The organism is Poseidonocella sp. HB161398 (genome assembly GCF_005870025.1).
Lineage (GTDB): Bacteria > Pseudomonadota > Alphaproteobacteria > Rhodobacterales > Rhodobacteraceae > Mangrovicoccus.
On the sequence record NZ_VATA01000015.1, the window covers coordinates 97,766 to 121,810 of the forward strand.

Annotated in this window: 15 protein-coding genes; 7 read left to right on the plus strand and 8 right to left on the minus strand. The window is 71.7% G+C overall.

The features are described from left to right. Nucleotides 1-4: 4 nt before the first annotated feature. The 7 genes from FGX59_RS13840 to FGX59_RS13870 form a co-directional block, all read right to left on the minus strand. Nucleotides 5-1,288: a TRAP transporter large permease gene (locus FGX59_RS13840; RefSeq protein ID WP_138467253.1), complete on the minus strand. Its 1,284-nt coding sequence runs from the start codon at nucleotides 1,286-1,288 to the stop codon at nucleotides 5-7. A gap of 1 nt (nucleotide 1,289) precedes the next feature. Continuing rightward, nucleotides 1,290-1,856 (minus strand): TRAP transporter small permease, encoded by a 567-nt coding sequence (locus tag FGX59_RS13845; RefSeq protein WP_240722439.1) that lies wholly within the window; start codon nucleotides 1,854-1,856, stop codon nucleotides 1,290-1,292. After that, nucleotides 1,853-2,839: a TRAP transporter substrate-binding protein gene (locus tag FGX59_RS13850; RefSeq protein WP_138467255.1), complete on the minus strand. Its 987-nt coding sequence runs from the start codon at nucleotides 2,837-2,839 to the stop codon at nucleotides 1,853-1,855. The genes FGX59_RS13845 and FGX59_RS13850 overlap by 4 nt, the downstream gene beginning before the upstream one ends. Nucleotides 2,840-3,134: 295 nt before the next feature. Continuing rightward, entirely contained in the window at nucleotides 3,135-3,944 is an 810-nt protein-coding gene (locus tag FGX59_RS13855; protein ID WP_138467256.1) for a creatininase family protein, read from the minus strand. A 124-nt stretch (nucleotides 3,945-4,068) separates the two neighbouring features. Then, nucleotides 4,069-5,265, minus strand: a complete 1,197-nt coding sequence (gene lhgO / locus FGX59_RS13860; protein ID WP_138467258.1) for an L-2-hydroxyglutarate oxidase — start codon at nucleotides 5,263-5,265, stop codon at nucleotides 4,069-4,071. 321 nt (nucleotides 5,266-5,586) lie between these two features. Then, on the minus strand, nucleotides 5,587-6,627 hold the full coding sequence (gene fba / locus FGX59_RS13865) for a class II fructose-bisphosphate aldolase (protein WP_138467260.1): 1,041 nt from the start codon (nucleotides 6,625-6,627) through the stop codon (nucleotides 5,587-5,589). Nucleotides 6,628-6,643: 16 nt separating this feature from the next. Continuing rightward, nucleotides 6,644-7,654 carry a class 1 fructose-bisphosphatase gene (locus tag FGX59_RS13870; RefSeq protein ID WP_240722441.1) on the minus strand — a complete coding sequence of 337 codons (1,011 nt, stop codon included), beginning with the start codon at nucleotides 7,652-7,654 and terminating at the stop codon, nucleotides 6,644-6,646. A gap of 300 nt (nucleotides 7,655-7,954) precedes the next feature. Here FGX59_RS13870 and FGX59_RS13875 point away from each other — a divergent pair, with 300 nt between their 5' ends. The 6 genes from FGX59_RS13875 to FGX59_RS13900 all read left to right on the plus strand — a co-directional run bounded on the left by FGX59_RS13875 (nucleotide 7,955) and on the right by FGX59_RS13900 (nucleotide 19,123). Beyond that, nucleotides 7,955-11,164 carry a transporter substrate-binding domain-containing protein gene (locus tag FGX59_RS13875; RefSeq protein ID WP_138467262.1) on the plus strand — a complete coding sequence of 1,070 codons (3,210 nt, stop codon included), beginning with the start codon at nucleotides 7,955-7,957 and terminating at the stop codon, nucleotides 11,162-11,164. 174 nt (nucleotides 11,165-11,338) lie between these two features. Further along, nucleotides 11,339-12,868 carry an FAD-binding oxidoreductase gene (locus tag FGX59_RS13880; protein WP_138467264.1) on the plus strand — a complete coding sequence of 510 codons (1,530 nt, stop codon included), beginning with the start codon at nucleotides 11,339-11,341 and terminating at the stop codon, nucleotides 12,866-12,868. Continuing rightward, nucleotides 12,865-14,643 carry a hypothetical protein gene (locus FGX59_RS13885; protein ID WP_138467266.1) on the plus strand — a complete coding sequence of 593 codons (1,779 nt, stop codon included), beginning with the start codon at nucleotides 12,865-12,867 and terminating at the stop codon, nucleotides 14,641-14,643. Before FGX59_RS13880 ends, FGX59_RS13885 begins: the two co-directional genes overlap by 4 nt. Continuing rightward, nucleotides 14,640-16,490, plus strand: coding sequence for a ferritin-like domain-containing protein (locus tag FGX59_RS13890; RefSeq protein ID WP_138467268.1), 1,851 nt, complete (start codon nucleotides 14,640-14,642; stop codon nucleotides 16,488-16,490). Before FGX59_RS13885 ends, FGX59_RS13890 begins: the two co-directional genes overlap by 4 nt. Further along, nucleotides 16,483-17,814: a radical SAM/SPASM domain-containing protein gene (locus FGX59_RS13895; RefSeq protein ID WP_138467270.1), complete on the plus strand. Its 1,332-nt coding sequence runs from the start codon at nucleotides 16,483-16,485 to the stop codon at nucleotides 17,812-17,814. Before FGX59_RS13890 ends, FGX59_RS13895 begins: the two co-directional genes overlap by 8 nt. Continuing rightward, nucleotides 17,807-19,123, plus strand: a complete 1,317-nt coding sequence (locus tag FGX59_RS13900; protein WP_138467272.1) for an FAD-dependent monooxygenase — start codon at nucleotides 17,807-17,809, stop codon at nucleotides 19,121-19,123. The genes FGX59_RS13895 and FGX59_RS13900 overlap by 8 nt, the downstream gene beginning before the upstream one ends. On the opposite strand, the gene FGX59_RS13905 is transcribed toward FGX59_RS13900, so the two are convergent. Further along, entirely contained in the window at nucleotides 19,110-22,406 is a 3,297-nt protein-coding gene (locus tag FGX59_RS13905) for an AAA family ATPase (RefSeq protein ID WP_171060643.1), read from the minus strand. The genes FGX59_RS13900 and FGX59_RS13905 overlap by 14 nt on opposite strands. Before the next feature lie 571 nt (nucleotides 22,407-22,977). Between FGX59_RS13905 and FGX59_RS13910 the strand changes: the two genes are divergently transcribed. Beyond that, entirely contained in the window at nucleotides 22,978-23,946 is a 969-nt protein-coding gene (locus FGX59_RS13910) for an adenine phosphoribosyltransferase (protein WP_138467276.1), read from the plus strand. Nucleotides 23,947-24,045 lie beyond the last annotated feature (99 nt).

A 24,045-nucleotide genomic window follows, 5' to 3' on the forward strand; every position in this document is an offset into this window, starting at 1 on the left:
TCCGTTACTGTGGTCCGAGGATCAGGTCGGGCAGGAAAGTGACCACGCCCGGCACATAGGTGAGCAGGATGAGCACCGCGAAGAGCGGCAGCAGGAAGGGCAGCACCGCCATCGTCACCTTCTCGAAGCGGACGCGGCCGACCTCGGAGACGATGTAGAGGCCGATGCCCATCGGCGGCGTGGCGATGCCGATCAGCAGGCCCAGCTGGATGATGATGCCGAAATGCACCCGGTCGATGCCGTAGGCGTCGATCACCGGCAGCAGCGTCGGCACGAGGATCAGCTTGGCGGGCACCCCCTCGACGACGCAGCCGACGAGGATGATGAAGACCAGCAGCAGCGCCAGGAAGACGTTCTTGTTGTCGGTCAGCGCGAAGGTCGCCTCGGCGAGCTTCTGCGGCGCCTGGTCGATGGCCAGGAGCCACCCCATCGCGATCGAGAAGGCGATGATGATCATGATCACGGCGGTCATCATCGCGCTGTCCGACAGCGCGTCGAGGAACTTGCGGAAGGTCAGCTCCTTGTACCAGATGCCGAGCGCGATGCAGTAGATGCAGGCCAGCACCCCCGCCTCGGTGGCGGTGACGAAGCCGAACATGATGCTGCCCAGGATGATCGCCGGGGCGACGAGCGCGAGGAAGCCGTGCCGCGCCGAGCCCGCCACTTCGCGCACCGTGGCCCGCTTCTGGGTCGGGAAGTCGCGGAACTGCGCCACGAAGCGGACATAGAGCATCAGCGCCAGGCCGACGACGATGCCCGGCACGAGGCCTGCGAGGAACATCCGCTCGATCGACTGCTGGGCGAGGAAGGCATAGAGCACGAGCCCGATGGAGGGCGGGATCAGCGGACCGATGACCGAGGAGGCGACGGTGACGGCGGCGGCGAAATCGCCCTTGTAGCCGGCTTCGCGCATCGCCTTGATCTCGATGGCGCCGAGGCCCGCGCAGTCAGCGACGGCCGCGCCCGAGATGCCCGCGAAGATCATCGAGCTGAGGATGTTCACCTGGGCCAGGCCCGCGCGCAGGTGCCCGACCAGCGAATTGGCGAAGGCGAAGATGCGCTCGGTCACGCCGGTGACGTTCATCAGGTTGCCGGCCATGATGAAGAAGGGCACGGCGGTCAGCGACGCCTTGTTCACGCCTTCCAGCATCTGCTGCGGGATGATCTGCAGCACGCCGGAGAAATCCGAGGTCAGGAAGGTCACCAGCGTCGAGACGCCGATGGCGATGGAGATCGGCACGCGCAGGAGGATCAGCGCGAGGAAGGAGCCGAAGAGGATATAGGCCATGTCAGATCTCCGGGTGGTGCTCGGTGAGGTTTTCCGGCAGGCCGGCCGCCATCTTGCCCATGTCGATCAGGGCGGAGAGGCAGATCAGGAAGGCGGAGACGAAGAGCGGGACCGAGAGCGCCTGGCGCGGCAGTTCCTGGCCGTCGGGGAAGATCGCGCCGTCGACCACGCCCGAGGAGGTGGCGAGCACGGTCGGCAGGAGCTTCAGGAGCACCGCGCAGAGGATCAGCGCGCAGAGATCCGACAAGAGCCGGGTCGCCGGATAGCCCCATTTGCCCAGATGGTTGGCGAGGAAGTCGATGCGCACGTCCTTCAGCCGCGCGAAGACGGCGAAGAAGCCGAAGAAGCTGAGCCAGACGAAGAACACCATCGTCCAGGGCCAGATCCAGTAGGCCGAGAAACCGAAGGGACGGCCGACAATCGTGACGGTGGTCAGCGCCAGCATGACGATCAGGCAGCCATTGGCGATCCACATGAACACGCCGCCCAGGCCCCAGCTCAGCCGGTCGGCAAGAAGGAGGGCTGCCTGCAGCCCTCCCTTGGGAGAAATCTCCTGGAACGCGATCATTCGGTACGCGCCGCCTCGACCGCTTCCATGTAGCCCTCGGGCAGCTCGCCGGAGGCGGCCATCTCGTCGTAGAAGGGCTTCATCGCCTCGACGAAGGGCGCGGTGTCGAGTTCCACATAGGTGGCGCCCTCGTCGGTCATCCGCTTGATGCTTTCGTCCGCGACCTTGAACATCAGGTCCTGGCTGAATTCGCCGGCCTCGTTATAGGCCTTCAGCAGCCCGGCCTTCACGTCCTCGTCCAGCGCGTCATAGGCCTTGAGGTTCATCATGAAGCCGATCGACTGCCAGTATTCGTCATGGCGCGAAATGTAGGGGGCGACCTCGTTGAAGCGCATGGATTCGACCAGCGCGATCGGCGAGTTCACCGCCTGCACGATGTTCTTCTGGATCGACTGGTAGACCTCGGTCCAGGGCAGCGTGATGACTTCGGCGCCCAGATGCGACCAGGAGGCGATGGCCAGCTTGTCGGGATGCATGCGCAGTTTCAGGCCCTGGACGTCCTCCAGGCTGTTGACCGGCTTGTTCGACACCATCACGCGGAACGGGCCGCGCAGCACGGCGGTCGGGTCGCCCAGCGGGCCGACGCCCGAGACCTCGGCGGCCTTCTCGAACCAGCCCTTGACCAGGTCGGACCCCATGAAGCGCTGCCAGTGGGCGTAGTCGTCGAAGACGAAGGCCGGCGAGATCCAACTCAGCTCCGGCGCCCATTTGCGCATGTAGCCGAAGCCCTCGGCATAGATGTTGACGACGCCGGCCTGCATCTGCTCGAGGACCGCGTCCTCCTTGCCGAGCTGCTCGTTCGGGAAGACCTGGATGGTCAGCTTGCCGTCGGTGTATTCGTCGGTCAGTTCGGCGAACTTGGCGAAGACCTGGCCCTCGGGGCTGTCGACCGGCATCTTGGTGGCCATGCGCCAGGTCTCGGCCGAGGCGCTGCCTGCAGCGAGGATCAGCGCCACGGCGCTGAGGGTGCGGAAGAGCTTCATCGGGATCTCCTTGTCGGTGGGTGCGGGTCTGGAGGCCGCCCGCTTTCCGCAAAGTCTGGGCGCGAGGGGGCGCCGGGAGCAAATCGAAAGAATTTTCGCTCCGATCAGCAGAATTTTGGGCCGGGCCGGATCCGGGCGGCGGCGGCCCGCGGCCAGAGCGCTCCGGGCCCGCTGCGCGGCACGGCGCGGCGGGATCGGCCCGGGGCGCGGGCAAGGGGCCGCCCGCAGGCGGCCCGGTCTGCTGATGCCAATGGGGCCGGGCCCGATCAGGCGCCGGCCCGAAGGGCCGTCCGGCTCAGCCGGCGAAGCCCTTCGCGACATGGTCGCGGATCAGCCCGGCGCCGATTTCCGCCAGCCGCGCGGACAGCTTCGCGCCCGTGTCGGCCGAGCTGTTCTTGGGATGGCCGCCGCGGATGCCGTGGGGCGCGGCCTCGGCCGCCTCGATCGGCATCTGCACCGGCACGCCCTCGTAGGAGGTCTCGGTGAAGCCCGCGACCTTCATGCCCATGAAGGTCAGGTCGGCCGGCGCCGGATCGGTCATCAGGTCCAGCCGCAGGATCTCGGGGTAGTAGTGCAGCCCGATCGAGGTCAGCGGGTCGCCGCCATGGCCCGAGCTCGCCGCCGCGGCCTCGGGGCCGAGGATGTCCTTCAAGAGGCCGTAGGCGGCTTTCCACAGGTAGAAGGCGGGCAGGATCACGCCCTTGTCGCGCCAGCGCAGCGCCACCTCGTTCAAGGGCGCGACATTGCCGCCATGGCCGTTGACGAAGAGGATCTTGGTCAGCCCCTGGCGGGTCAGCGACCAGATCATGTCGTCGAGAACGGCGCAGAGCGTGCCGTGGCTCAGGCTCATGCCGCCATGGGCCGACTGGAAGGCGTCGCGGCCGCCGAAGGGGATCGGCGGGGTGACGAAGGTCGGGACGCCGAATTCGCGCGCCTTGCGGGCGATGTCATGGGCGACGCATTCCGCGCCCAGATAGTCGCCCATCGGCGCGTGGACGCCCTGGTCCTCCAGCGAGCCCATCGGGATCAGGATCACCGCCTCTTCGGTCAGCAGCTCCTTGGCCTCGGCGGAGGTCAGTTCCGCGAGCTTGATCTTGTCAGTCATTTCACTTCCTTTCAGCCGCGCCCCGCGCGGGTCTTCCGGTCCCGGGCACTCTGGCCGCCGGGACCCCCGTCCTGTCCAATCGAATTAATTTCGGGCGGGGATAAATTTCTCCGACCGGGCCCGCTCAGGCGGACGCGGCGAAGAGCTTCTGCGCGATCATGTCGCCGATCGGCAGCGCCGAGGTCGCTGCCGGGGACGGCGCGTTCAGCACATGCAGCATCCTGCCGGTCTGCCCGAAGAGGAAGTCGTGCTGCATCGCCCCGTCGGCCATCACCGCCTGGGCGCGGATGCCGCAGTCCATCGGCGTCAGGTCGGCCAGTTCGAGCGACGGGCAGTAGCGGCGGCAGGCCTCCAGGTAGCGGCGGCGGAAGACCGAGTTGCCGATCTCGTCGAGCCCGGGACGGAGGTTCTGCGCGATCGACTTCCAGAAGCCGGGGAAGCTGAACGTCTCGGCCATGTCCTTGAAATCGAGCGACCATTTCGGATAGCCTTCGCGCGCGAAGCCGAGCATGGCGTTCGGGCCGACCGTGACCGAGCCGTCGATCATCGGCGTCAGGTGCACGCCGAGGAAGGGCAGGCCCGGTTCCGGCACCGGGTAGATCATCGCCGAGACGATGCTGCTGCAGCGCGGGCCGAGCCGGTAGTACTCGCCGCGGAAGGGCACGATGCGGTGGGCGATCTTCAGCCCCGCCATCCGCGCCACCCGGTCCGATTGCAGCCCGGTGCAGGCGACGAGCCGTGCCGCCGTCACCGTCTCGCCGCCGGTATCGATCTCGACATGGGCGCCGGTCTCGCGGATCGCGCGGGGCTGGGTGCCGAAGCGGATCTCGGCACCGGCGCGGCGCAGCTCGGCGGCCAGCGCCTCGAGCACGGCGGAATAGCTGACGATCGCGGCGGCCGGGACCCAGATCGCGCCCAGCCCGGTGATCGAGGGCTCGCGCGCGCGGATCTCGTCCGCGCCGAGCCGCTCGGTCTCGATCCGGTTCTCCTTCGAGCGCTCGAAGAGCGCGTCGAGCCGCGGCAGCTCCTCCTCGCGGGTCGCGACGATCAGCTTGCCGCGGGTCTCGAAGGGGATGCCGTGCCCGGCGCAGAATTCCTTGGTCCGCGCCGCGCCCTCGCGGCAGAGCTGCGCCTTCAGGCTGCCCGGGGCGTAGTAGATGCCGGAATGGATGACGCCGGAATTGTGCCCGGTCTGATGGCGGCCGAGCCGGTCCTCCTTCTCGAGAAGGAGCAGCGAGGCGCCCGGGCGCTCGGCCAGGATCGCCCTTGCGGTGGCCAGCCCGACAATGCCGCCGCCGAGGATGCAGAAATCATAGGTCATGGCGGAAGTCTTGCCGCGGCGCGGGCGCTACGGGAAGCGGATTCTCGCGCCGCGGAGCGACGGAAGCGCGCAGAAGCGGCGTTTCCCGCATGGACATGACACGGAGACGCCGATGCCCCGCCTCATCCTGTTCCTGCTCGCCGCGGCTCTGCTGGCAGGCGATCTGGCCACGCTGTCGGGATTGCGCCTGGCCTGGGCGGCAGAGGGCCTGTCCGGCTACCCACTGCCCTGACTGCCGCTGTGCAGGCGGGCGGGGCCCCGGCGCGGGGGCCGGGGCGGGACAGGGAGGCCGGACGGGCCGGTCCCCCTGCCCTATGCGGTTCAGGCGCTGTAGCTCTTGGCCATTTCGGCCAGCGACTTCACCTTGATCTTGTCGGCATGGCCTGCGGTGCCGAAGGCCTCGTAGCGGGCGACGCAGATCTTGACCATTTCGGCGCGGGCCGGGCCGAGATACTTGCGCGGGTCGAATTCGCCGGGGTTCTCTGCGAAGGCCCGGCGGATCGCCGCGGTGGCCGCCATGCGGTTGTCGGTGTCGATATTGACCTTGCGCACGCCCGACTTGATGCCGCGCTGGATCTCCTCGACCGGCACGCCCCAGGTCGGCTTGATCTCGCCGCCATAGGCGTTGATGATCTCCTGCAGATCCTCGGGCACCGAGGAGGAGCCGTGCATCACCAGGTGGGTGTTCGGCAGGCGGCGGTGGATCTCCTCGATCACGTTCATCGCCAGGATGTCGCCATCGGGCTTGCGGGTGAACTTGTAGGCGCCGTGGCTGGTGCCCATGGCGATCGCCAGCGCGTCGACATTGGTCGCCTCGACGAATTTCACCGCCTCGTCGGGATCGGTCAGCAGCTGGTCATGGCTGAGCTTCTCGGTCGCGCCATGGCCGTCCTCCTGGTCGCCCATGCCGGTTTCCAGCGAGCCCAGCACGCCCAGCTCGCCCTCGACCGAGACGCCGCAGGCATGCGCCATCTGGGTGACCGAGCGGGTGACGTCGACATTGTAGTCGAAATCGGCCGGGGTCTTGCCGTCAGCCTTCAGCGAGCCGTCCATCATCACGGAGGTGAAGCCGTACTGGACCGCGGTGGCGCAGGTCGGCAGGCTGTTGCCGTGGTCGAGATGCATGCAGACCGGGATATGCGGATACATCGCCACCAGGCCGTCGATCAGGTGCTTCAGCACGATGTCGCCGGCATAGGAGCGGGCGCCGCGGCTGGCCTGGATGATGACCGGCGAGTTGGTCTTGTCCGCGGCTTCCATGACGGCCAGGCCCTGCTCCATGTTGGAGATGTTGAAGGCCGGAATGCCGTAGTCGTTTTCGGCGGCATGGTCGAGAAGCTGTCTCAGGGTGATACGGGACATCAGGACGATCCTTTCGCTAGTCGGCGAGATACTTGTCAATCGTGGCGACCTCGTCCGCGGCACCGAAGACGAGGGCTGTGTGCTGGTGATGGTCCGACGGCACGAGGTCCAGGATGTCCCGCGACCCGTCGGTGGCCCTGCCGCCCGCCTGCTCTAGCAGAAGGGCGACGGGAATGGCTTCGTAGCAGAGTCGCAGCCGGCCGTTTTCATAGCCCTTGCGGCGGTCCGCCGGATAAAGGAAGGCGCCGCCCTGCAGCAGGATGCGGTGGAGCTCGCCCACCGCGGCCGCGAGCCAGCGCATGTTGAAGTCCTTGCCGCGCGGCCCGTCCTTGCCGGCGCGCAGATCGGCGGCATAGCGCTGCAGCCCCGGCGCCCAGTGGCGCTCGTTCGAGGCGTTGTAGGCGATGGTCTTCGTCCCGGGCGCCACCTTGACGTCGTGGCGCGTCATCAGGAAGGCCTGGGTGAGCGGGCCCCAGGTGGCGATATGGACGCCGTCGCCCAGGGTGAAGCCGAAATCGAGCGAATGGCCGAAGGAGGCGTAGCCCGCCGCCACCGCCTCGCGGCCGGGGCGGAAGAAGCCCTTCTCCGAGGCCGGGAAGATGGCGAAGAGAAGGCCCAGCGGCGCGCCGATGCCGATCGAGCCCGAGCCGTCGATCGGGTCGATCGCCACGTCCCAGGCGCCGTCCTCGTTCAGCGTCGCGACTTCCTCGGCCTCCTCGGAGAGCACGCGCCGCGCGCCCGCGGCCTTCAGCGCCAGCAGCAGGTGATCATGCGCGCCGACATCCAGCGCCTTCTGGCGGTCGCCGCTGTCATTGGTGCCCACCAGCGCTGCCGGATCGCCCGGCAGATGGCCCGCGGCCAGCCGCAGCGCCAGGGGCGGCAGGGCCGCGGCAATCGCGGCGACAAGGCCGGAGGGACCGGGACGGACGGACAGGAACTCCTCCAGCGTCTCGGACGCGGAGGGACCATCATGGGACAGGACGAGCATCTCACCTCGGATTTCGGCGGGCGGCACGGCCCGGATCATGGAACGGAAATATCCTTAAGGCACCGGCTTGAAAAGATCGCAAGGCGATACGTCACGCCCCCGTCGCCGCAGGGCGGCGTTAACCGGTTGTTTCCAGTGGTGCGCCACCTTCTGCGGCGACGGGAACCGGTCAGCCGGATCCGGCCGGCCGCCTGCCACCGGCGCCCGCAGGGCGCGGGCCCGGCGGTCCGGCGGCGGCACGGCCCCGGCATGCACGGCAACGCGGCCCAGGCCGCACCAGGGAAACTTCACGGCTCGGGCCCATCACGGATACGGACCACTGACACGGACAGTCGCGACATGACGCCCGCGCCGCAGGGCACGCCCGGATCCCGCTGCCGCCACGCCCTGGCCCGGGCCGCGGCGCTCTGCCTGGCGGTGGCCTGGATCGCGGGCTCCATGGCCGCACCCGCCCGCGCCGAGGACGCGCCCTCCCATCTGGTCGCGGGCTGCATTTCGGTGGCAAATCTGTGCAGCCACGTCCCCGGCGGCGGCTTCAAGGGCTTCGCCGCCGACCTGTCGCGCCGTCTGGCCGAGATGACCGCCTCGGAGCTGGAGTTCCGCACCGCGCTCTCCAGCCTCGCGATCGGCGCCCAGACCCGCGGCGAGACCCAGATCCTCGCCGCTGTCCCCGAGCTGGAGCAGCTCGGCCAGACCAGCATCGCCTCGGTGCCGGTGGCCAGCAACCAGGTGCGGCTCTTCGCCCTGCAGGAGCGGCTGGACGAGCTGGCCGCACGGCCGCTCGAGGGGCTCTCCATCGCCTATATCGAGGGCGGCACCGGCGCGAAATTCCCCGGGCTCTTCGCCGCCAACGAGGGCATCGCCACCCGCACGCCGGAGGAGCTGATCGCGTTCCTGCTGGGAAAGCGCGCGGATCTGGCGGTGATTTCCGAACGCGCGGTCTTTCCGACCTCGCGCGGCATGGGGGTCGACCACAGGATCGCGGTCTTCGGACCGCCGCTGGCGCGGGAGTCGCGCGTCGTCTACATCCATCGCAGCCGCGAGGCGCTGATCGGGCCGGTCAACAGCGCCATCGCCGAGATGGAGGCGACCGGCGAGCTCGCCGAGCTGCGCCGCCGCTGGCGCATCGATCCGCCCGCCCCCGAGCCGGCCGTGCTGCGCGTCGGCATCGCCCATTCGCCGCCCTACGGGATCATCGATCCCGAAAGCGGCGCGGTCTCGGGCTACGCGGCGGAGTTCTTCCGCGAGCTCGCCACCCGCGCGGGCCTCAGCTACAGCTTCGTGCCGATGTCGCTCGACGAGTATTTCGGCTTTCCCGAGAACGGGATGGCCGACATCCTGCCGGTCTATGTCGTCTCGGAGGCGGCGCAGGAGGCGATGGATTTCACCCTGCCGACCGAGCTGACGCAATTCGCCGCCTTCGTGCGCGCCGACGGGCCGCCCTATGCGACGCTCGGCGATCTCGACGGGCAGCCCGTGGCGATGCGCCGCGACACGATCGGCGTCGCCGCGCAGACCGGCGCCGGCGGGATGGTGCCGCTGGAGATCGACGACGACCGCGCGATGCTCGAGGCGCTGCTCTCGGGCCGGGCCGAGGCGCTGGTGGAGATGCCCGAAACCGTGCTGCGCGTGGCGGAGGAGACCGGGACCACGGGGCAGATCCGGCGGCTCGAGGCCCCGGCCTTCGAGCTGCGCAACGCTATCGCGCTGCGCTTCGGGCTCGGCGCGGTGCGCGAGAAGCTCAATGCCCAGCTGCCGGGCTTCGCGCTGTCCGACGAGTTCCAGCAGCTGCGCCGCGCCTATTTCGGCGCCCCGGTCTTCTGGACGCCCGAACGCCAGAGGCTGGCGGTGCTCGCGGCGCTGGCGGCGGCGGTGCTGCTCCTGCTTTTCGGCACGGTCACGGTGCTCAGCCTGCGCGCCAAGCGCCAGGCCGAGGCGCTGACCCGGCGCACGATCTCGGTCTCCTCGCGGCTGCAGGCGGTGATGGACTCGGTCCAGAGCGGCATTGTCGGGCTAGATGCGGCGCGCAACATCCTGCTTCTGAACCCGTCGGCGCGGCGCATGCTCGGCGCCTCGGCCGGGGCCCTGCCCTGCCCCTGGCCGCCCGATGTCGGCTTCCTCTCGCCCGAGGATCTGCGGCCCCTCGGCGGGCGCGAGGATCCGGTCGCCCGCGCCCTGGCGGGCGAGCGGCTCGGCGGGGTCACCCAGATGATGTCGCGCGACGGGGCGCAGGAGGACAGCCTCTATGTCCGCCTCGCCTCCGCGCCGATCGAGGTGCCCGACAGCGCGATCCGCACGGTGATGAGCATCGACGACATCTCCGAGCAGGAGCGCAACCGCCAGCAGCTGGAGCGCTCGGGCCGGCTCGATGCGCTCGGCCAGCTGACCGGCGGGGTGGCGCATGATTTCAACAACCTGCTGGCGACGATCGAATACGGCATCCAGCTTGCCGAGCAGGAGGCGGAGCCCGGGGCGCGCAGCGGCTACCTGGCGACCGCGCTGGCCTCGGTGCAGCGCGGCGCGGCGCTGACCAAGCGGCTGCTGGCCTTCGCGCGGCGCCAGCCGGGGCTGGCCGTGTCGCGGCCGGTGGAGGAGATCCTGCGCGATTTCGAGGCGCTCGCCCGGCCCTCGATCGAGGCGCGGGTGGCGCTGGATTTCGCCGCGGTGGCGCCCGGGCTCTGGGTCTACTGCGATGTCGCCCAGCTGGAGAACGCGCTTCTGAACCTGGTGCTGAACGCCCGCGACGCAGTGATCGAGAGCGGCAAGGGCGACCGCATCACCGTCGATGTCCGCGCGGTTTCGGATGCCGAGGCCAGCAGCCGCGCGGTCGATGGCAGCTTTCCCGCAGAGGCGCTGCGCGACCTGAACCGCCACGAGGCGCAGCGCGGCGACGCGATGCGGTTCCGCTTCGTGGAATTCTCGGTCACCGATAACGGGCCGGGCATGACCGAGGAGGTCAAGCGCCGCGCGCTCGATCCGTTCTTCACCACCAAGCCCACCCATGCCGGCACCGGGCTCGGCCTGTCGATGGTCTACGGCTTCATCCAGCAGTCGGGCGGCGCGCTGCGGATCTATTCCGAGCCGGGGCTGGGCACCACGGTGCGGGTGATGCTGCCGCGCGGCACGCCGGCGGGCACGCGCGAGGCCCCGGTCGAGCTGCCGCCGAGCCCGCCCGGCGCGGGCGAGCGGGTGCTCGTGGTCGAGGACGAGGAGGCGCTGCGGCAGATGACCGGCAACATGCTGCTGTCGCTGGGCTACAAGGTCGAGACCGCCGCAGATGGCAGCGCGGCGCTCGGCCTGCTGGAGGCGGGGCTGGTGCCCGACCTGTTGCTGACCGACATCGTCATGCCGGGCCCGCTCGACGGCTTCGCGCTGGCGCGCGCGGCGCGGCAGCTCATTCCCGCGCTGCCGGTGATCTACATGTCGGGCTATACCGGCATCTCGGCGGAGGAGATGGGCGAGGTGCGCGCGCCGCTCCTGCAGAAGCCCTGCCCGCCCTCGCAGCTTGCCGAAACGGTGCGCGGCGCCCTGTCCGGGGATCCCGGCTGAGGCGGGAGGCGCCGGATCAAGTCCGGCGCGGCCCTGGCCCGGACCGGGCGCCGCGCGCCTGATCCGCGCCCCGACGCCGCAGACCGGCTCTCTGCGCGAAATAGCGTTTCGTTAACTAGGACACCACTGCTACGGTCCGGCCATTCTCTGACGTGACATGCTTGGCAGACCGACATGACCAGATTTCGCAAGAAGGTGCTGCGCGCCTCGCCCTGGACCGAATACGCGCGCACCGAGACCGGGCTCCTGTCCTATTCGGCGGAAGCCCTCGCCGCGCTCGAGGCCCGCCTGGCGGGCGATGTCCAGCAGCCGGGCTATCCGGGCTACAATGACGACCGCATGGTCTTCATGCACACCTACCAGCCCTATCCGCAGCTGATCATCCACTGTGCCTGCGAGACCGACGTGATCGCCGCGCTCGACTTCGCCAAGGCGCAGAAGCTGAAGGTGGCGGCGCGCTCGGGCGGGCATTCGACGGCGGGCTATTCCTCGAACGACCAGATCGTCGTCGATACCAGCCGGATCGACCATGTGCTGGTCGATCCGGTGCACCGCACCGCGCGGGTCGGCGCCGGGACGATCTTCCACAAGCTCAACCGCGTGCTCGACCATTACGGGCTTCATGTCCCCGGCGGCGGCTGCGAGACGGTGGCGGTCGCGGGCTACATGCAGGGCGGCGGCTACGGCTTCACCTCGCGGCTCTTCGGGATGAACTGCGACAATGTCCTGTCGGTGCGCATGGTCACGCCGGACGGCCAGATCCGCCGCTGCAACCCGGAGGAGAATGCCGATCTCTACTGGGCGGTGCGCGGCGGCACCGGCAACCAGTTCGGCGTGCTGACCGAGATCGAGTACCGGCTGGTGCCGCTTGGCGATGTCTGGGCCTTCGGGCTGCGCTTTCCGCTGGAGACCGAGGCAGACCGGGCCCGCGCGGCGCGGATCATGGCGCAGCTGCAGGCCGACTATGCCGTCACCGGCCCGGCGAAGATGGGCCACCAGGCGATCCTGATGTACCTGCCGACCGCGGCGGAGCCCGAGGGGCAGATCGCGGGCCTGTTCCTGCGCGGCCTCTATGACGGGACGGAGGCGGAATGCGCCGCGGCGCTCGGCCCGATCCTTGAGCATGTCACCGACCGCGAGACCCAGGTCGAGATCTGGCGCGCCGGACGCTATCTGGACGTCAACGAGGCGCTGCTCGAGACCGCCGATCCTCCGGGCCAGGAGATGCCCAATGTCTCGATGAACACCAAGCCCCTGGTCGACGGCCGGATCATCGCCGAGACCCATCCGGCGGAGCGCTGGCGCGAAGTGATCGACCATTTCCTGAAGGCGCCGGATCTGACCTGTTTTATCACCGCGGAATTCTACGGCGGCGCCATCAACGAGCCCCTGCCGGACGCGATGGCCTACCAGCACCGCGATGCCAGCCTCGACCTCTTCTCCTGGGCGTTCTGGACCTTCGACACCCACCGCCAGGCCAGCACCGACTGGCTCGACGGCTTCGGACGGATCGCCGGGGCGATGGGCAACGGCCACCGCTACCAGAACTATCCGCGCCGCGGCAATCCGGGCTTTCTGCGCCAGTATTTCGGCGCCAACCTCGACCGGCTGGTCGAGGCCAAGCGGCGGCACGATCCGGAGAACCTTTTCGAATACGAGCAGAGCATCCCGCGGGAGATGCCCGAAAGCGAGGGCACGGCATGAGCGGGACAGTGGCAGAAACGGGGCGGATCATCGGCATCTTCTTCGATCCGCCGATGGCGATCGCGCGGGTCGGCGCCTCGCCCGAGCCGATGGAGGCCTATCGCTGGAAGGTCGACGAGAACCCGCATCGCGGCGTGCAGACCAGGATCGAGCCCGCCCCGACGCTGGTTCCGGTGCCCGCGAGCCCGGCGGGCGAGCCGCCCTTCCGGCTGAAGGTGGAGATGCCCGAGCGGATCGTCTTCAAGGACGGCAAGGAGCGGGTGAAGCCGGTCGCGCCATTCTTCGAGCTCTGGGCACGGGTGCAGGCGCGCTCGGGCAAGGTCACGGCCGAGCCGGTGACCCCGGCGCTGCTGGCGCGCTTCGGCACGCGGATCCACGACCTGCAATTTATCGTCACCGCCGCCAACCGCAAGGCGCAGGCCCGCACCAAGCGCGCCGCCGATGCCGCCATCGCCCGCGTGGTCTTCCGCGCCGACAGCTACGCGCGCCACATGCTCGACGCGGTCAGCCCGCATACCGAGGGCGAGGTGCAGCTGGTGCGCCCCGACGCGCCGCTGCCGCTGGGCCATGTCCAGACCTTCCTGACCGAGCCGCCCGAGCCCGGCGACCGCTACCGGCTGGACCAGGTGCGGCTGCGCTTCACGCCCGGCAAGGGCGACAGCTTCGGCCCGCCCGAGGCCTCCGAGGCGGTCGCCTCGCCGCTGGCGCCCGGGGATTTCGTGCCCCATGTCACCGAATACGGCCGGATCCACCGCATGACCCGGCCCGAGAACCGCATCCTGTCGAGCGGCTCGCCCTGGCTCGGCTACAGCTTCGGCGCCGACACCTCGCCGAAATGGCCGACGCCGATGGACAGCTATGACGGCGCGCGGATCGATCCGGGGCGCAGCTGGGGGCTGATCGACGACACTTGCGACCTGGTGATCGAGGCGCGGATCGCGGTGGCGGGCCATCTGCTGTCCACCCATGCCCGCGCCTTTGCCGGGCCGCCGGATTTCGCTCCCGACCGCCGCCCGATGTACTCGATCCGCGACGAGCTGGAGGACCGCGAGCTGCCGCCCGCGCCGGTCGACCTAGAGACCACGCCGAACGAGATCCTCGACCTCTTCCGCCGGGTCTTCGAGACCGCGAGCCTGGTCAATCTGGACCAGCGGCGGGACTGGGCGCTGTCGGGCAATGCCTGGATGCACGGCGCGCGCAACAAGAACGACCCGAACTGGGACGAAGGCATCAGCCCGCGGCTGGGCCCGGCCTCGATGCGCCGCGCGGATGCGCCCTATGCCGACCTGACGCCCGACTACACCCCCGGCCAGGGCGAGACCCTGGCCCCGGCCTCGGGCGCCTCCGAGCGGCTGCCCTACACGACCGTGGTCCAGCAGGTCCATGCCCGCATGGCCGACAGCCCGGTGCTGCGCGCCTATCTGGCGCGGCGGCCCGACCGGGTGCGCGACCTGGTGCGCCCGCCCTTCGGCTGGGTCTCGGAACTGCCCGCGCGGGTCGGCGTGACGCCGCCCGCCGAGGTGCCGGTCGGCCGCCACCATGCCGAGGGCCACGCGCCTGCGCCGCGGGGCGCGCCCTTGCGCTTCCGCGATCCGCGCACCCTGCCCGACACCTCCTACGACATGCGCATGCCGCCCTTCATGCGCCATTCGATGGGCGTGCCACTGTCGGTCACGCGGCGGCAATACGACCTGCTGATGGCCTATCTCGACAAGCTCGAAAGCGATCCCGCCTGGCGCGCAGAGCCCGGCACAGACGAAGGAGGCGCGGCATGACCGGGACGCCCGACCGCAAGATCCGCCCGCTGAACCTCTCGGCCCGGGCCGCCGGGCCCGAGATGCCCGCCTATCCCGAGCCGGTGCTGGGCAACCCCGCCGCCACGCTGATGGATTCGGGCGTCGGCAACTGCTTTCCGGGGCTGGAATTCGACCTGCGCCAGCTCGACGTGCGCTTCTTCCCCGGGCTCGTCTTCTCCTTTCCGGGCGTGACCCCGGCGGGACCCGACGGCACCCAGGGCGCGCAGCTCGTCTATGCCGACACGACCGGCGATCCGGTCTTCGCCGAGGACTATCCCTGGGTGGCCGACCTGGCGCTGGCGCTCGGCGGCCCGGCGGGCGACGCGCTCTCGGACGGGCAGTGGTACCTGCATGCGGTCGAGCAGAAGGGCCGCCGGATCGAGCTCTACGACATTTCGGTCTGGCAGAACGCGCTGCTCTACACCCCCTACGAGGGCGAGATCGCCTGGTGGATCATCCGCCTGATCGAGCGCGACCCCGACCCGGCGCTGGCCGACCTGACGATCGAGCTGACGCAGCGCGATGCCCAGGGCCAGCCGACCGGCCAGCCGGTGACGCTGCGCGGCAAGCGCCGCGCCTATCTCGACGACGAGGGCATGATCTCGGGCGTCTACCATCCCGGCGAGCTTACCGCCTCGATGTGCAGCCCCTGGACGCATGACTTCCGCGACTGCGCCTGCCAGTACTGGGCCTCGAACCATCCCGACGTGGTGCTGGGCGAGATGGACGACCCCAATGACGCGGGCAGCCTGCAGGCCGGGCAGGAACCCGCGCCGGGCGATCCGCTGCAGCCCGCCAGCTTCCTCGACTGGATGCGCCGCCGCACCGATCCGGCGCGCGACGTCCAGGCCCAGACGACGATCGACGGCGCGCGGCCCTTCCGCTACGACCCCTACGAGATCAACCTGCGCTGGCAGGAGCTCGATTTCGTCCTGCAGGGCCAGGAGGCGAAGGCGACGCCCGCGGGCGGCACCCTGCCCGATCGCAAGCCGCCGGAGACGCCGCAGCAGGTCTATGACGACCTGCGGCTGAACCTCGCGCCGCTCGAATACATCCTGGCGCTGCGCTATCTCTACGCCACCTTCTCGATCCGCGCCCCCGAAGAGGTCACCCCGCAGGAAGAGCGCGCCTGGCCCGGCCTCGCCGCCGATCTGAGGGCGGCGCGGCAGATCCTGCTCTCGGTGGCGATCAGCGAGATGACCCATCTGCGCTGGGTGAACCAGATGCTCTGGTCGCTCTCCGCAGCACTGCCAGGCGAGCTGCCCGGCTACCGCCCGGCGGTGGGCCCGGCGACCGACTGCGTCGATCCCCAGCACAGCCTGGCGCTCGAGCGCGCCCTGCCGGAGGTGATCGCCGAATTCGTCGCGCTGGAGCGTCCGGGCGGCGAGATCGACCGCGAATACGAGGATCTGGTCACCCATCTGCGCGGCAACCCCGCCTATCCGGCGGGGCTCTTCCAGCTTGCGGTGCGCATCGACAGCGACGGGCTGGCGCATTACCACAAGTTCCGCGACATCGCCCGCATCCTCGCCCCCTACGAGGCGCAGTCCGGCCTCTACCTGCGCACCCTGACCGAGGCGCCGCCCGATGCGCCGGGCATGCCGCAGGCGCTCGACCTCCTCGATGCCGCCGTGGCCGACCTGCGCGAGGGCTACCGCGCCGAGGCCGCCAGCGCCGGGAGCAATGCCGAGCGCTCCATCGCCGAGGCGCGGATCATCGCCGCGCGCGACCGGATGCACGCGCTCTGGGAGACCGGCGAGGCGCTCGCCCGCGACGGTCTCGGCATCCCGTTCTTCGCCCGGCTCCCGGGCCGCGCCCATGGCTGATGGCGCCCCCCCTGATCTCCGCCCGCCCGGCGCGCCGCGCAGCCGCCAGGCGCATCTGAAGGACGGGCTCCTCCTCCATGCCGAGAGCGCGGCGCTCTACGCGCTCGATCCCGGCGAGGCGGCGGCGCTCGACGCGCTTCTCGGCCGGGACGAGGCCGCGCTGGCCCGGCGGCTCGGCGCGCTCGGGCTGGACCTGGCCCCGTCCCCCGCCGCACCTGATGCGGCGGCTCCGCCTCCGCCACGGGCGCTGGCCCTGACCGTCTCGCAGAGCTGCAACATGGCCTGCGGCTACTGCTATGCCTCGGGCGGCGCCTTCGGGGGCGCGGCGCGGCTGATGCCCGAGGCCGTCGCGATCGCCGCGGTCGACCGGCTGATCGCCGACACGGCCCCGGGCGGCGCCGTGCAGATCGCCTTCATGGGCGGCGAGCCCTGGCTGGCGCGCGACCTGATCCGCGCCACGGTCGCCCATGCCCGCCGCCGCGGCGGCGCGCGGGCGGTGAAGACCGGCTTCGCGATGACCACCAATGCCACGCTGCTGCGCGCCGAGGACGCCGCCTTCCTCGCCGAGCAGGGCTTCGCCGTGACCGTCAGCCTCGACGGCGACCGCGAGACCAATGACCGGCTGCGGCCGATGGCGGGCGGGGCGGGCAGCTTCGACCGGGTTGCCCGGCGGCTGGCGCCGCTCCTGGCCGAGGCCGGCCGCCTGACCCTTTCCGCCCGGGTCACGGTGACGCCGGACAACCTCGACATCCCGCGCACCGTCGCCGCGCTTGCGGATCTCGGCTTCGCCTCGGTCGGGATCTCGCCGATGCTCGCCTCGCCGACCGGGCGCGGCGCGCTGGCCGGGGACGATTTCCCGCGGCTCCTCGCGGCCATGACCGAGGCCGGCGAGGACTGGATGGCCGCGACGCTCGCCGGGCGGCCGCATGCCTTCGCCAATCTCGCCACCGCGCTCGGCGAGCTCCATCGCGGCCGCCCGCGCAGCCAGTCCTGCGGCGCGGTGCGCGACTATCTCGCCGTCGATGCCGAGGGCCGCTACGCCGCCTGCCACCGCTTCGTCAACGATCCGCTGGGCCAGATGGGCGATCTCGCCGCCGGGCCGGACCCGGCCGCCCGCGCGCGCTTCCTGGCGGAACGCCAGGTCGAGGCGCAGCCGGATTGCGCCGGCTGCTGGGCGCGGCGGCTCTGCGGCGGCGGCTGCCATCACGAGGTGCTCCATGCCGGGCGGCCGGGCTGCGACTATGTCCGCGGCTGGCTCGACTACGCGATCGGCGCCTATGGGCGGCTGATGGCGGCGCGGCCCGGCTGGTTCGGCGATGGCTGACATCCTGGTCGCAGGCGCCGGACCCGCGGGCAGCCTTGCCGCGCTGCTCCTCGCCCGCCAGGGGGCGCGGGTGGTCCTCGCCGATCCCGGCCGCCCGGTCGCGCCCCGCTGCGAGAGCCTCGCGCCCGCGGCCCGCGCGCTGATGGCCGGGCTCGGGCTCGAACCGGTGCTCGCCGCGGCCCGCCTGGGACAGCCCGCCGCCATGGCGCTCTCCTGGCGCGCCGTGCCCGAGCATCGCCGTTTCGGCGCAGAGGCCCCCTGGCTGCTCTCCCGCCCGCTCCTCCATGCCGGGCTCCGTGCTGCCGCGCTTGCCGCCGGCGCCGTGGCACTCGAGACGCGGATCACGCGGCTGGAGACCGGACGGGCCCGGACCGCGGATGGCGGCATGCTGGAGCCCGCGGTGATCCTCGATGCCCGCGGCCGCGCGGCGGGCGGGCTGCGCCCCCTCGCCCCGGCCCGCGCCGCCCTGCCCTTTGCCGGTTCCGCCCCGGAGGGCGCGGCGTCGATGGGGATCGCCGCGCTGGAGGATGGCTGGATCTGGTGGGCCGAAGCCCGCGGGCAGCGCCAGGGCATCCGCGTCGCCGCCCCCGCCACGCTATCTGGCATGGATGGGACGGCGCGGCAGGACTGGCTGCAGGCCGCCCATGCGCCGGGCCTGCCGGACCTCTCCGCTTGCTCCGCCGGACGGCCGGTTCCGGCCGGGCTGGCGGCGGCGCCCGAGACGCAGCCGGCGCCCGGCGTGATCCGCCTCGGCGATGCGGCGCTGGCGCGCGATCCGGTCGCCGCCCAGGGGCTGCTGCACGCGCTGCGCAGCGCCAGCCAGGCGGCCGCGGCGGCGGCAACGCTGCTCTGGCATCCCGGCGAGGCCGGCGCGGCCGAGGCCTTCCTGCGGCTCCGCCACCAGGCCGATTGCGAGGCGGCCATCGCCGCGACCGCCGCGGCGCAGGCGGGACAGGCGCGCCATGCGACGCCGTTCTGGCGCGGCACCGCCCCCGCCCCGGAAGCCCCGGCGGCGCCTCCGCGGGACGCGGCCCTGCGGCTGGCCGCCCGGCCCGCCCGGGTGCCGCTTCTGGCAGAGGGGCATATCCGCTGGACCCGGGGACTGGAGCTCGACGCCACCGGCCAGCCGCTGGCGCGGGTCGGACCCTATCCGGCCGCGGCGCTGCTGGCCGCGCTCGCCGCGCCCGGCACGGCGCCGGAGCTTGCCGCGCGGCTGGCAAGGCTCGGCCCCGCCACGGCGGCCGGGCCGGTCATCGCGGAACTCCTGCGGATCGGCGCGCTGGTGCCGGGCGCGGTCACGCCCGCTTGAGCCCGTCCGCCTCGCCCGCCAGCAGCCGCTGCATCCGCCGCACGTCCCACCCGTCATCGAGCGAGACCATCGCCGCCGCGCAGGCCTCGAGGCAGGCCCGCGCCTCCGCACCCGGCGCCGCCTCGGCCATGTCGCAGGCGATGCGCAGGGCGATCGTCGCCGCCCCCATCTCCCGCGCCTGGGCCAGCGCGGCACGGCGCAGCGCCGCCGCCTCCTCCACCCGGCCCCGCGCCGCCGCCAGGCAGGCTTCGAGCCGCGAGGTCTCGGCCTCGTACCAGGTCTCGCCGGTGCTCTTCTCGAGGCTGCGGGCCTCCTCGAGCAGCCGCTCCGCCTCGGCGGTCTCTCCGGCGCGCAGGTGGATCCAGGCCACGAACCCGGCGGAAAGCGCCCCGTAATTCAGCGGGTTGTACTCGCGGAACGCCACCATCAGCTCGCGCGCGCGGGCGGCCTCGGCGGGGGTGGGCGGTGCCTCGCGGCCGATCAGCCGCGCGCAGCGGCCGAAGAAGTTCCCCGCCCCGCGCGCCACCTTGATGTCGTAGCGCTCTGCCACCGAGAGCGCCTGGTCCGCCCCGGCCAGAAGCTCCGCATCATCGACCGCCATCGCCGCCAGCATCGACTGGAAGGCCAGCGCCATTCCCAGCGAATGGCCGTGGCGGATGCGCTCGGCATGGGACACGGCGAAGCTGCTGCTTTCCCGCCCGCGCTGCAGATCGCCGCTCAGCCAGCGGGTGAAGGACAGGAAGACCGCGCAGATCTCGGCATTGTCGTAGCCATGGGTGAAGGCGAAGTTCAGGTCGGTCGCCATGTCATAGGCGGCGAAGGCGGCGGAAAGCTCGCGCTCGGCATCGGCGAAACGACCGGTATGGAGCGCGACGCTGCCCAGCCCGCGGCGGCCGATCATCGCATAGGTGCGGTTGCCGCGGGCCTCGGCGGTCTCGGCCAGCTGCTGCGCCCAGACCTTGGCCCCGGCATAGTCCGCAGCCACCAGCGCGTTGGAGTAGATGCCGTTGAGCGCCAGCAGTTCCGCCTCGCCGTCGCCGAGATCGCGGGCCAGGGCCAGCATCTCGCGCGAGAGCCGGCCGACCTCCGGGTCGCCGATGCTGAAACGGCCGCGCTTGACCACGGCGAGCCCCGAGGCGGCGCGCATCCGCAGCCGCTTGGTCGCCTCGCTGTCCCCGAGATTGCCGAGCGCCTCCAGCGCCTGGTCGAAATAGTGGTTCGCCTCGACCAGCGCGGAGCCCGCCAGGAACTGCTCGGCCGCCGCCAGCGCCAGGGGCGCGGCCTCGGCCATCAGCCCGGCGGCCAGCGCATGGGTGGCCAGCATGTCGGGATGGCGCGCCGCCATGTCCGCGGAGAGCCCGCGCAGGATGTCGAGCGCCGCCGCATGCAGCGACCGGCGCTGCAGGCCGACCAGCCGTTCGTAGACCACGTCGCGGTAGAGATGGTGGTGGAAGCGGTAGCTGCCCCCGGCCCCCTCCTCGGCGACGAGGCCCGAGGCCATCAGCTCGGCCAGCCCCTGGTCCAGCTCCTCGGCGGAGATCCCCGCGACCCCGGCCAGCATCTCCTGGTCGGCGGGCATGTCGAAGACTGCGAGCGCCGCGGCAACGGGCCGGCCGCCGCCGAGCTGGTCGAGCCGCTCGCCGACGCTTTCGTAGAGGGTCCGGGGCACCGCCACGTCGCGGGCGATCGAGCCGATCCGGTCGCCCTCCATCGCCCGTGCGAGGCTTTCGAGCATCAGCGGATTGCCCTCGGCCAGGGTCAGCATCCGCTGGGTCACCGCCTCGGGCAGCGGGTTGCCGCCCAGCGTGCGGCGGAAGAGCTCGGCCGCGTCCCTGGGCCCCAGCCCCGCCAGCGCCAGCCGCCCGGCGCCCGGCTGCCCCTGCCAGAGCGGCTCGGCGCGGTTGCGGGAACTGGCAAGCAGCATCACCGGACGGCCGGCGGCGCGGCGGGCGATCTCCTCCAGCAGGTCGCGGGTGGTGGCGTCGCACCAATGCGCGTCCTCCAGCACCAGAAGCACCGGCCGCCCGTCGCGGCTGCCGACGAACCAGTCGGCCAGCAGCGCGATCAGCCCGGCGCGCGCCTCGCGGGTCTTCGGTCCCGGCGACTGGGCGCGCGGCGCCAGGCCGATCAGCTCGGCGACCAGACCGACCTCCTCGGGGCTGCAGCCCTCGAGCGCATGGGCCAGCGCGTCGCGCCGCGCCCCGGCCGTGCCCGCCGCCTCGCCGCCGACCAGCTGTTCGAAGAAGCCGGTCACCGGGGCGAAGGCGCTGTTCTGGGTCAGCGAGGAACAGGAGAGCCAGCGCAGCTCGGCCTCCTCTTCGCCGATCTGCCCCGCCGCGGTGCGCAGGAGCGTGGTCTTGCCGAGCCCGGCCTCGCCGGTGACGACGACCATGGCGGGTTCCGCCGCGCAGGCCCCCTGCCAATGGCCGATCAGCGCCTTGACCTCGCCGCCGCGCCCGAGCGCCCGGCCGCCCGCCCCGCCGGCCGCCTGGCCGCGCGCCCGCCCGAGCACCCGGTAGATCTGCCCGGCCTCCTCGAAGCCCGGCAGCTCCAGCCCGGTGGCATCCTCGAACTCGAACTGCCCGCCGCCCTGCGCCCGCGTCGCGGCATCGGCCATGACGCCGCCCGGAGGGCTGACCGACTGCAGCCGCGCCGAGCGGTGCATGACCTTGCCGACCATGTGCAGCCGCTCGTTGCCGTTATGCTCCTCGGGGCGGCCGATCACCGCCTCGCCGGTGGCGATGCCGACACGGAAGCCGGGCTTGATCCGCTGTCCCGAGGGCAGCGCCACCTCTCGCGCGGCAAGCGCCTCCTGCAGTGCCAGCGCGGCGCCGAGCCCGCGCTCGGCATCGCCCAGCCGGGTGCGCGGATAGCCGAAGAGCATGATCGCCCCGTCGCCATGGAGCGAGGCGAGATAGCCGCCGAAGCGCCGCGCCACCCCGCCCGCGGCGAGGTAGAAGGACTGGAAAAGCGCATGCAGGTCGTCGGGCGAGAGCGTCTCGGTGAGCCGGGTGGAGCCGATCATGTCGGCGAAGATCACCGTCAGCCGCCGCATCTCCAGCCCGTCGGGCAGGCTTTCGGGCGCCACGGTCAAGGTGCCGCGCAGCGCGTCGATGGCCGCGAGCAGCCGCTTGCGCTGGCCCAGCGTCAGGCCGAGCTCGCGCAGGTCGGCATCGCCCAGCGTCCAGAACAGCTCCTCGTCGATATGCTCGGCACGGAAGCTGTCCTCGAACGCGGCAAGGCCTGCGCGATCAAGGACGCTGCGCATGGACGGACGCGTCATCGCGGTTCTTTCCCTGTCAGTCTGATGGCGGCCGTGCCCTCGCTGCCGGGCTGGGCGGCGGCCGCTTGTTCCCCGCGCGGACCTTACCCCATGGGCAAGAGCCTTGTCCATATCGCGGGCTCCGCGCCGTCGCGCCCTGCGCCACGGCTGCCGGGCAAGGTGTCCCGGCCCCCGGCAGACACCCGCGCCCTGCGTCCGGGCGCCGGTCCGCCGCAGCAGCCGCCAGGACCGGCGCAGGACGGTCCGGCGGCCGCGGGGTCCTCGGCGCGGCGCCCCGCCCTGGACGTCCTGCCCCGGGCCCCCGGCCGGAGAGCACGGGCACAGCAGTCCGGGCCCGTCCCCGCCGCGCGGATGGCCATCCGGACCGGCGCGGGCTCTGCCCCACCCCGCAGGCATCCCGGGACGGACATCCCCGACCAGCCCGGCGCCGCCTGCCACAGCGCCTGCGGCTGCGGCTGCGGCTGCGGCTGCGGCTGCGGCTGCGGCTGCGGCTGCGGCTGCGGAAAAGGGCGTCGACGCCGCGCCCTGCGTCAACCCGGCGCTGCGCACGCCGGATGGCCGCGACCTCCTCGTGCGCGATGTCTTCTCCACCGGGACGCTGCGCAGCCGGGCGCTCCGGGACCCGTTCATTCGCGCGGCGCGCATATCCGAATTCAAGCCGGACGACCTGGTGGGGGACGCCTCCAGCATCGGCCGGGTGGCGCCAGAGGCGGGCCGGGCGGGCGTCAGCATCTCGCCCCGCAATTTCGAACAGCTGCCCGATCCCGTCCTCTTTCCGCAGGGCGTCCGCGAGACGCTCCGGCCCGGCGGGTTCCCCGGCATGGCAGTGCCCGACTGCCGCGCCTCCTTCGAACATTTCCGCATGCCACGCGGCTGGCGGACGGGCCGGGCGCCGATCACGGGACCCGCATCCAGCCCGCGGCCGAGACCGTCTTCGACCATGAAGGACACGCGCGACGGCGTGGCCGGGCCGGGCTGCGACCTCGGCAAGGATCCGGCCTCGGGCTTTGCCGCGCGCCGCGACCTGGCGGAGCCCCGCGGGCGCTATCCCGGGCGCAGGACGGGCGGCATGCCCTGCCGGGACGCCCATTTCACCGTCGTCTTCCCCGAGGTCCTGCAATGCATGCCGCGCGACCTGCGGCATCGGGGGCTGATCGAGCTGGAGGTCCTCGAGGTCACGCCCGCCCGCGGGCTCGCGGTCTTCGTGCATCCGAGGGAGCCGGAGCCCCCCGTCGAGGAAAGCGGAGAGGCCTTCCACGCCCGCCGCGACGCGCTCCTGCGCAGCATTTCCGAACAGCGCGGCGCCGCCCTCCATGAGCCGCGGATCGAGGCAAGGCGCCTCAGGCGCGCAGCCCGGCCAATGCCACGGAGCGGTGGCCGGTTCCGGTCACCGGCCCGCGGCTCTCGACGGATCCCGCGTTCGGGCGTCGCGTTCCGGCACGGCCCCGAGGGCGGAGGCCGCAGCGGACGCGGCAACGCCGGACACGGTGCCATCGCAATTCGGCGAGATGGCCGAGGCGACATGGTTCCCGTCGCCTGATCGAGAGACCTCCGCAGCCGCAGGTCCTGCCGGCAAGGCACCGCGCTCCTGACGGGTCTCATCGAAGAGGGCGCGGCCGATGCCCTGGACCGGCGGGCG

Coding starts and splice junctions, on each gene's coding strand:
- FGX59_RS13890 (WP_138467268.1), top strand. CDS start 14,640: ATGACCGGGACGCCCGACCGCAAGATCCGCCCGCTGAACCTCTCGGCC.
- FGX59_RS13855 (WP_138467256.1), bottom strand. CDS start 3,944: ATGACTGACAAGATCAAGCTCGCGGAACTGACCTCCGCCGAGGCCAAG.
- FGX59_RS13905 (WP_171060643.1), bottom strand. CDS start 22,406: ATGACGCGTCCGTCCATGCGCAGCGTCCTTGATCGCGCAGGCCTTGCC.
- FGX59_RS13845 (WP_240722439.1), bottom strand. CDS start 1,856: ATGATCGCGTTCCAGGAGATTTCTCCCAAGGGAGGGCTGCAGGCAGCC.
- FGX59_RS13840 (WP_138467253.1), bottom strand. CDS start 1,288: ATGGCCTATATCCTCTTCGGCTCCTTCCTCGCGCTGATCCTCCTGCGC.
- FGX59_RS13850 (WP_138467255.1), bottom strand. CDS start 2,839: ATGAAGCTCTTCCGCACCCTCAGCGCCGTGGCGCTGATCCTCGCTGCA.
- FGX59_RS13880 (WP_138467264.1), top strand. CDS start 11,339: ATGACCAGATTTCGCAAGAAGGTGCTGCGCGCCTCGCCCTGGACCGAA.
- FGX59_RS13900 (WP_138467272.1), top strand. CDS start 17,807: ATGGCTGACATCCTGGTCGCAGGCGCCGGACCCGCGGGCAGCCTTGCC.
- FGX59_RS13875 (WP_138467262.1), top strand. CDS start 7,955: ATGACGCCCGCGCCGCAGGGCACGCCCGGATCCCGCTGCCGCCACGCC.
- lhgO (WP_138467258.1), bottom strand. CDS start 5,265: ATGACCTATGATTTCTGCATCCTCGGCGGCGGCATTGTCGGGCTGGCC.
- FGX59_RS13885 (WP_138467266.1), top strand. CDS start 12,865: ATGAGCGGGACAGTGGCAGAAACGGGGCGGATCATCGGCATCTTCTTC.
- FGX59_RS13895 (WP_138467270.1), top strand. CDS start 16,483: ATGGCTGATGGCGCCCCCCCTGATCTCCGCCCGCCCGGCGCGCCGCGC.
- fba (WP_138467260.1), bottom strand. CDS start 6,627: ATGTCCCGTATCACCCTGAGACAGCTTCTCGACCATGCCGCCGAAAAC.
- FGX59_RS13870 (WP_240722441.1), bottom strand. CDS start 7,654: ATGATCCGGGCCGTGCCGCCCGCCGAAATCCGAGGTGAGATGCTCGTC.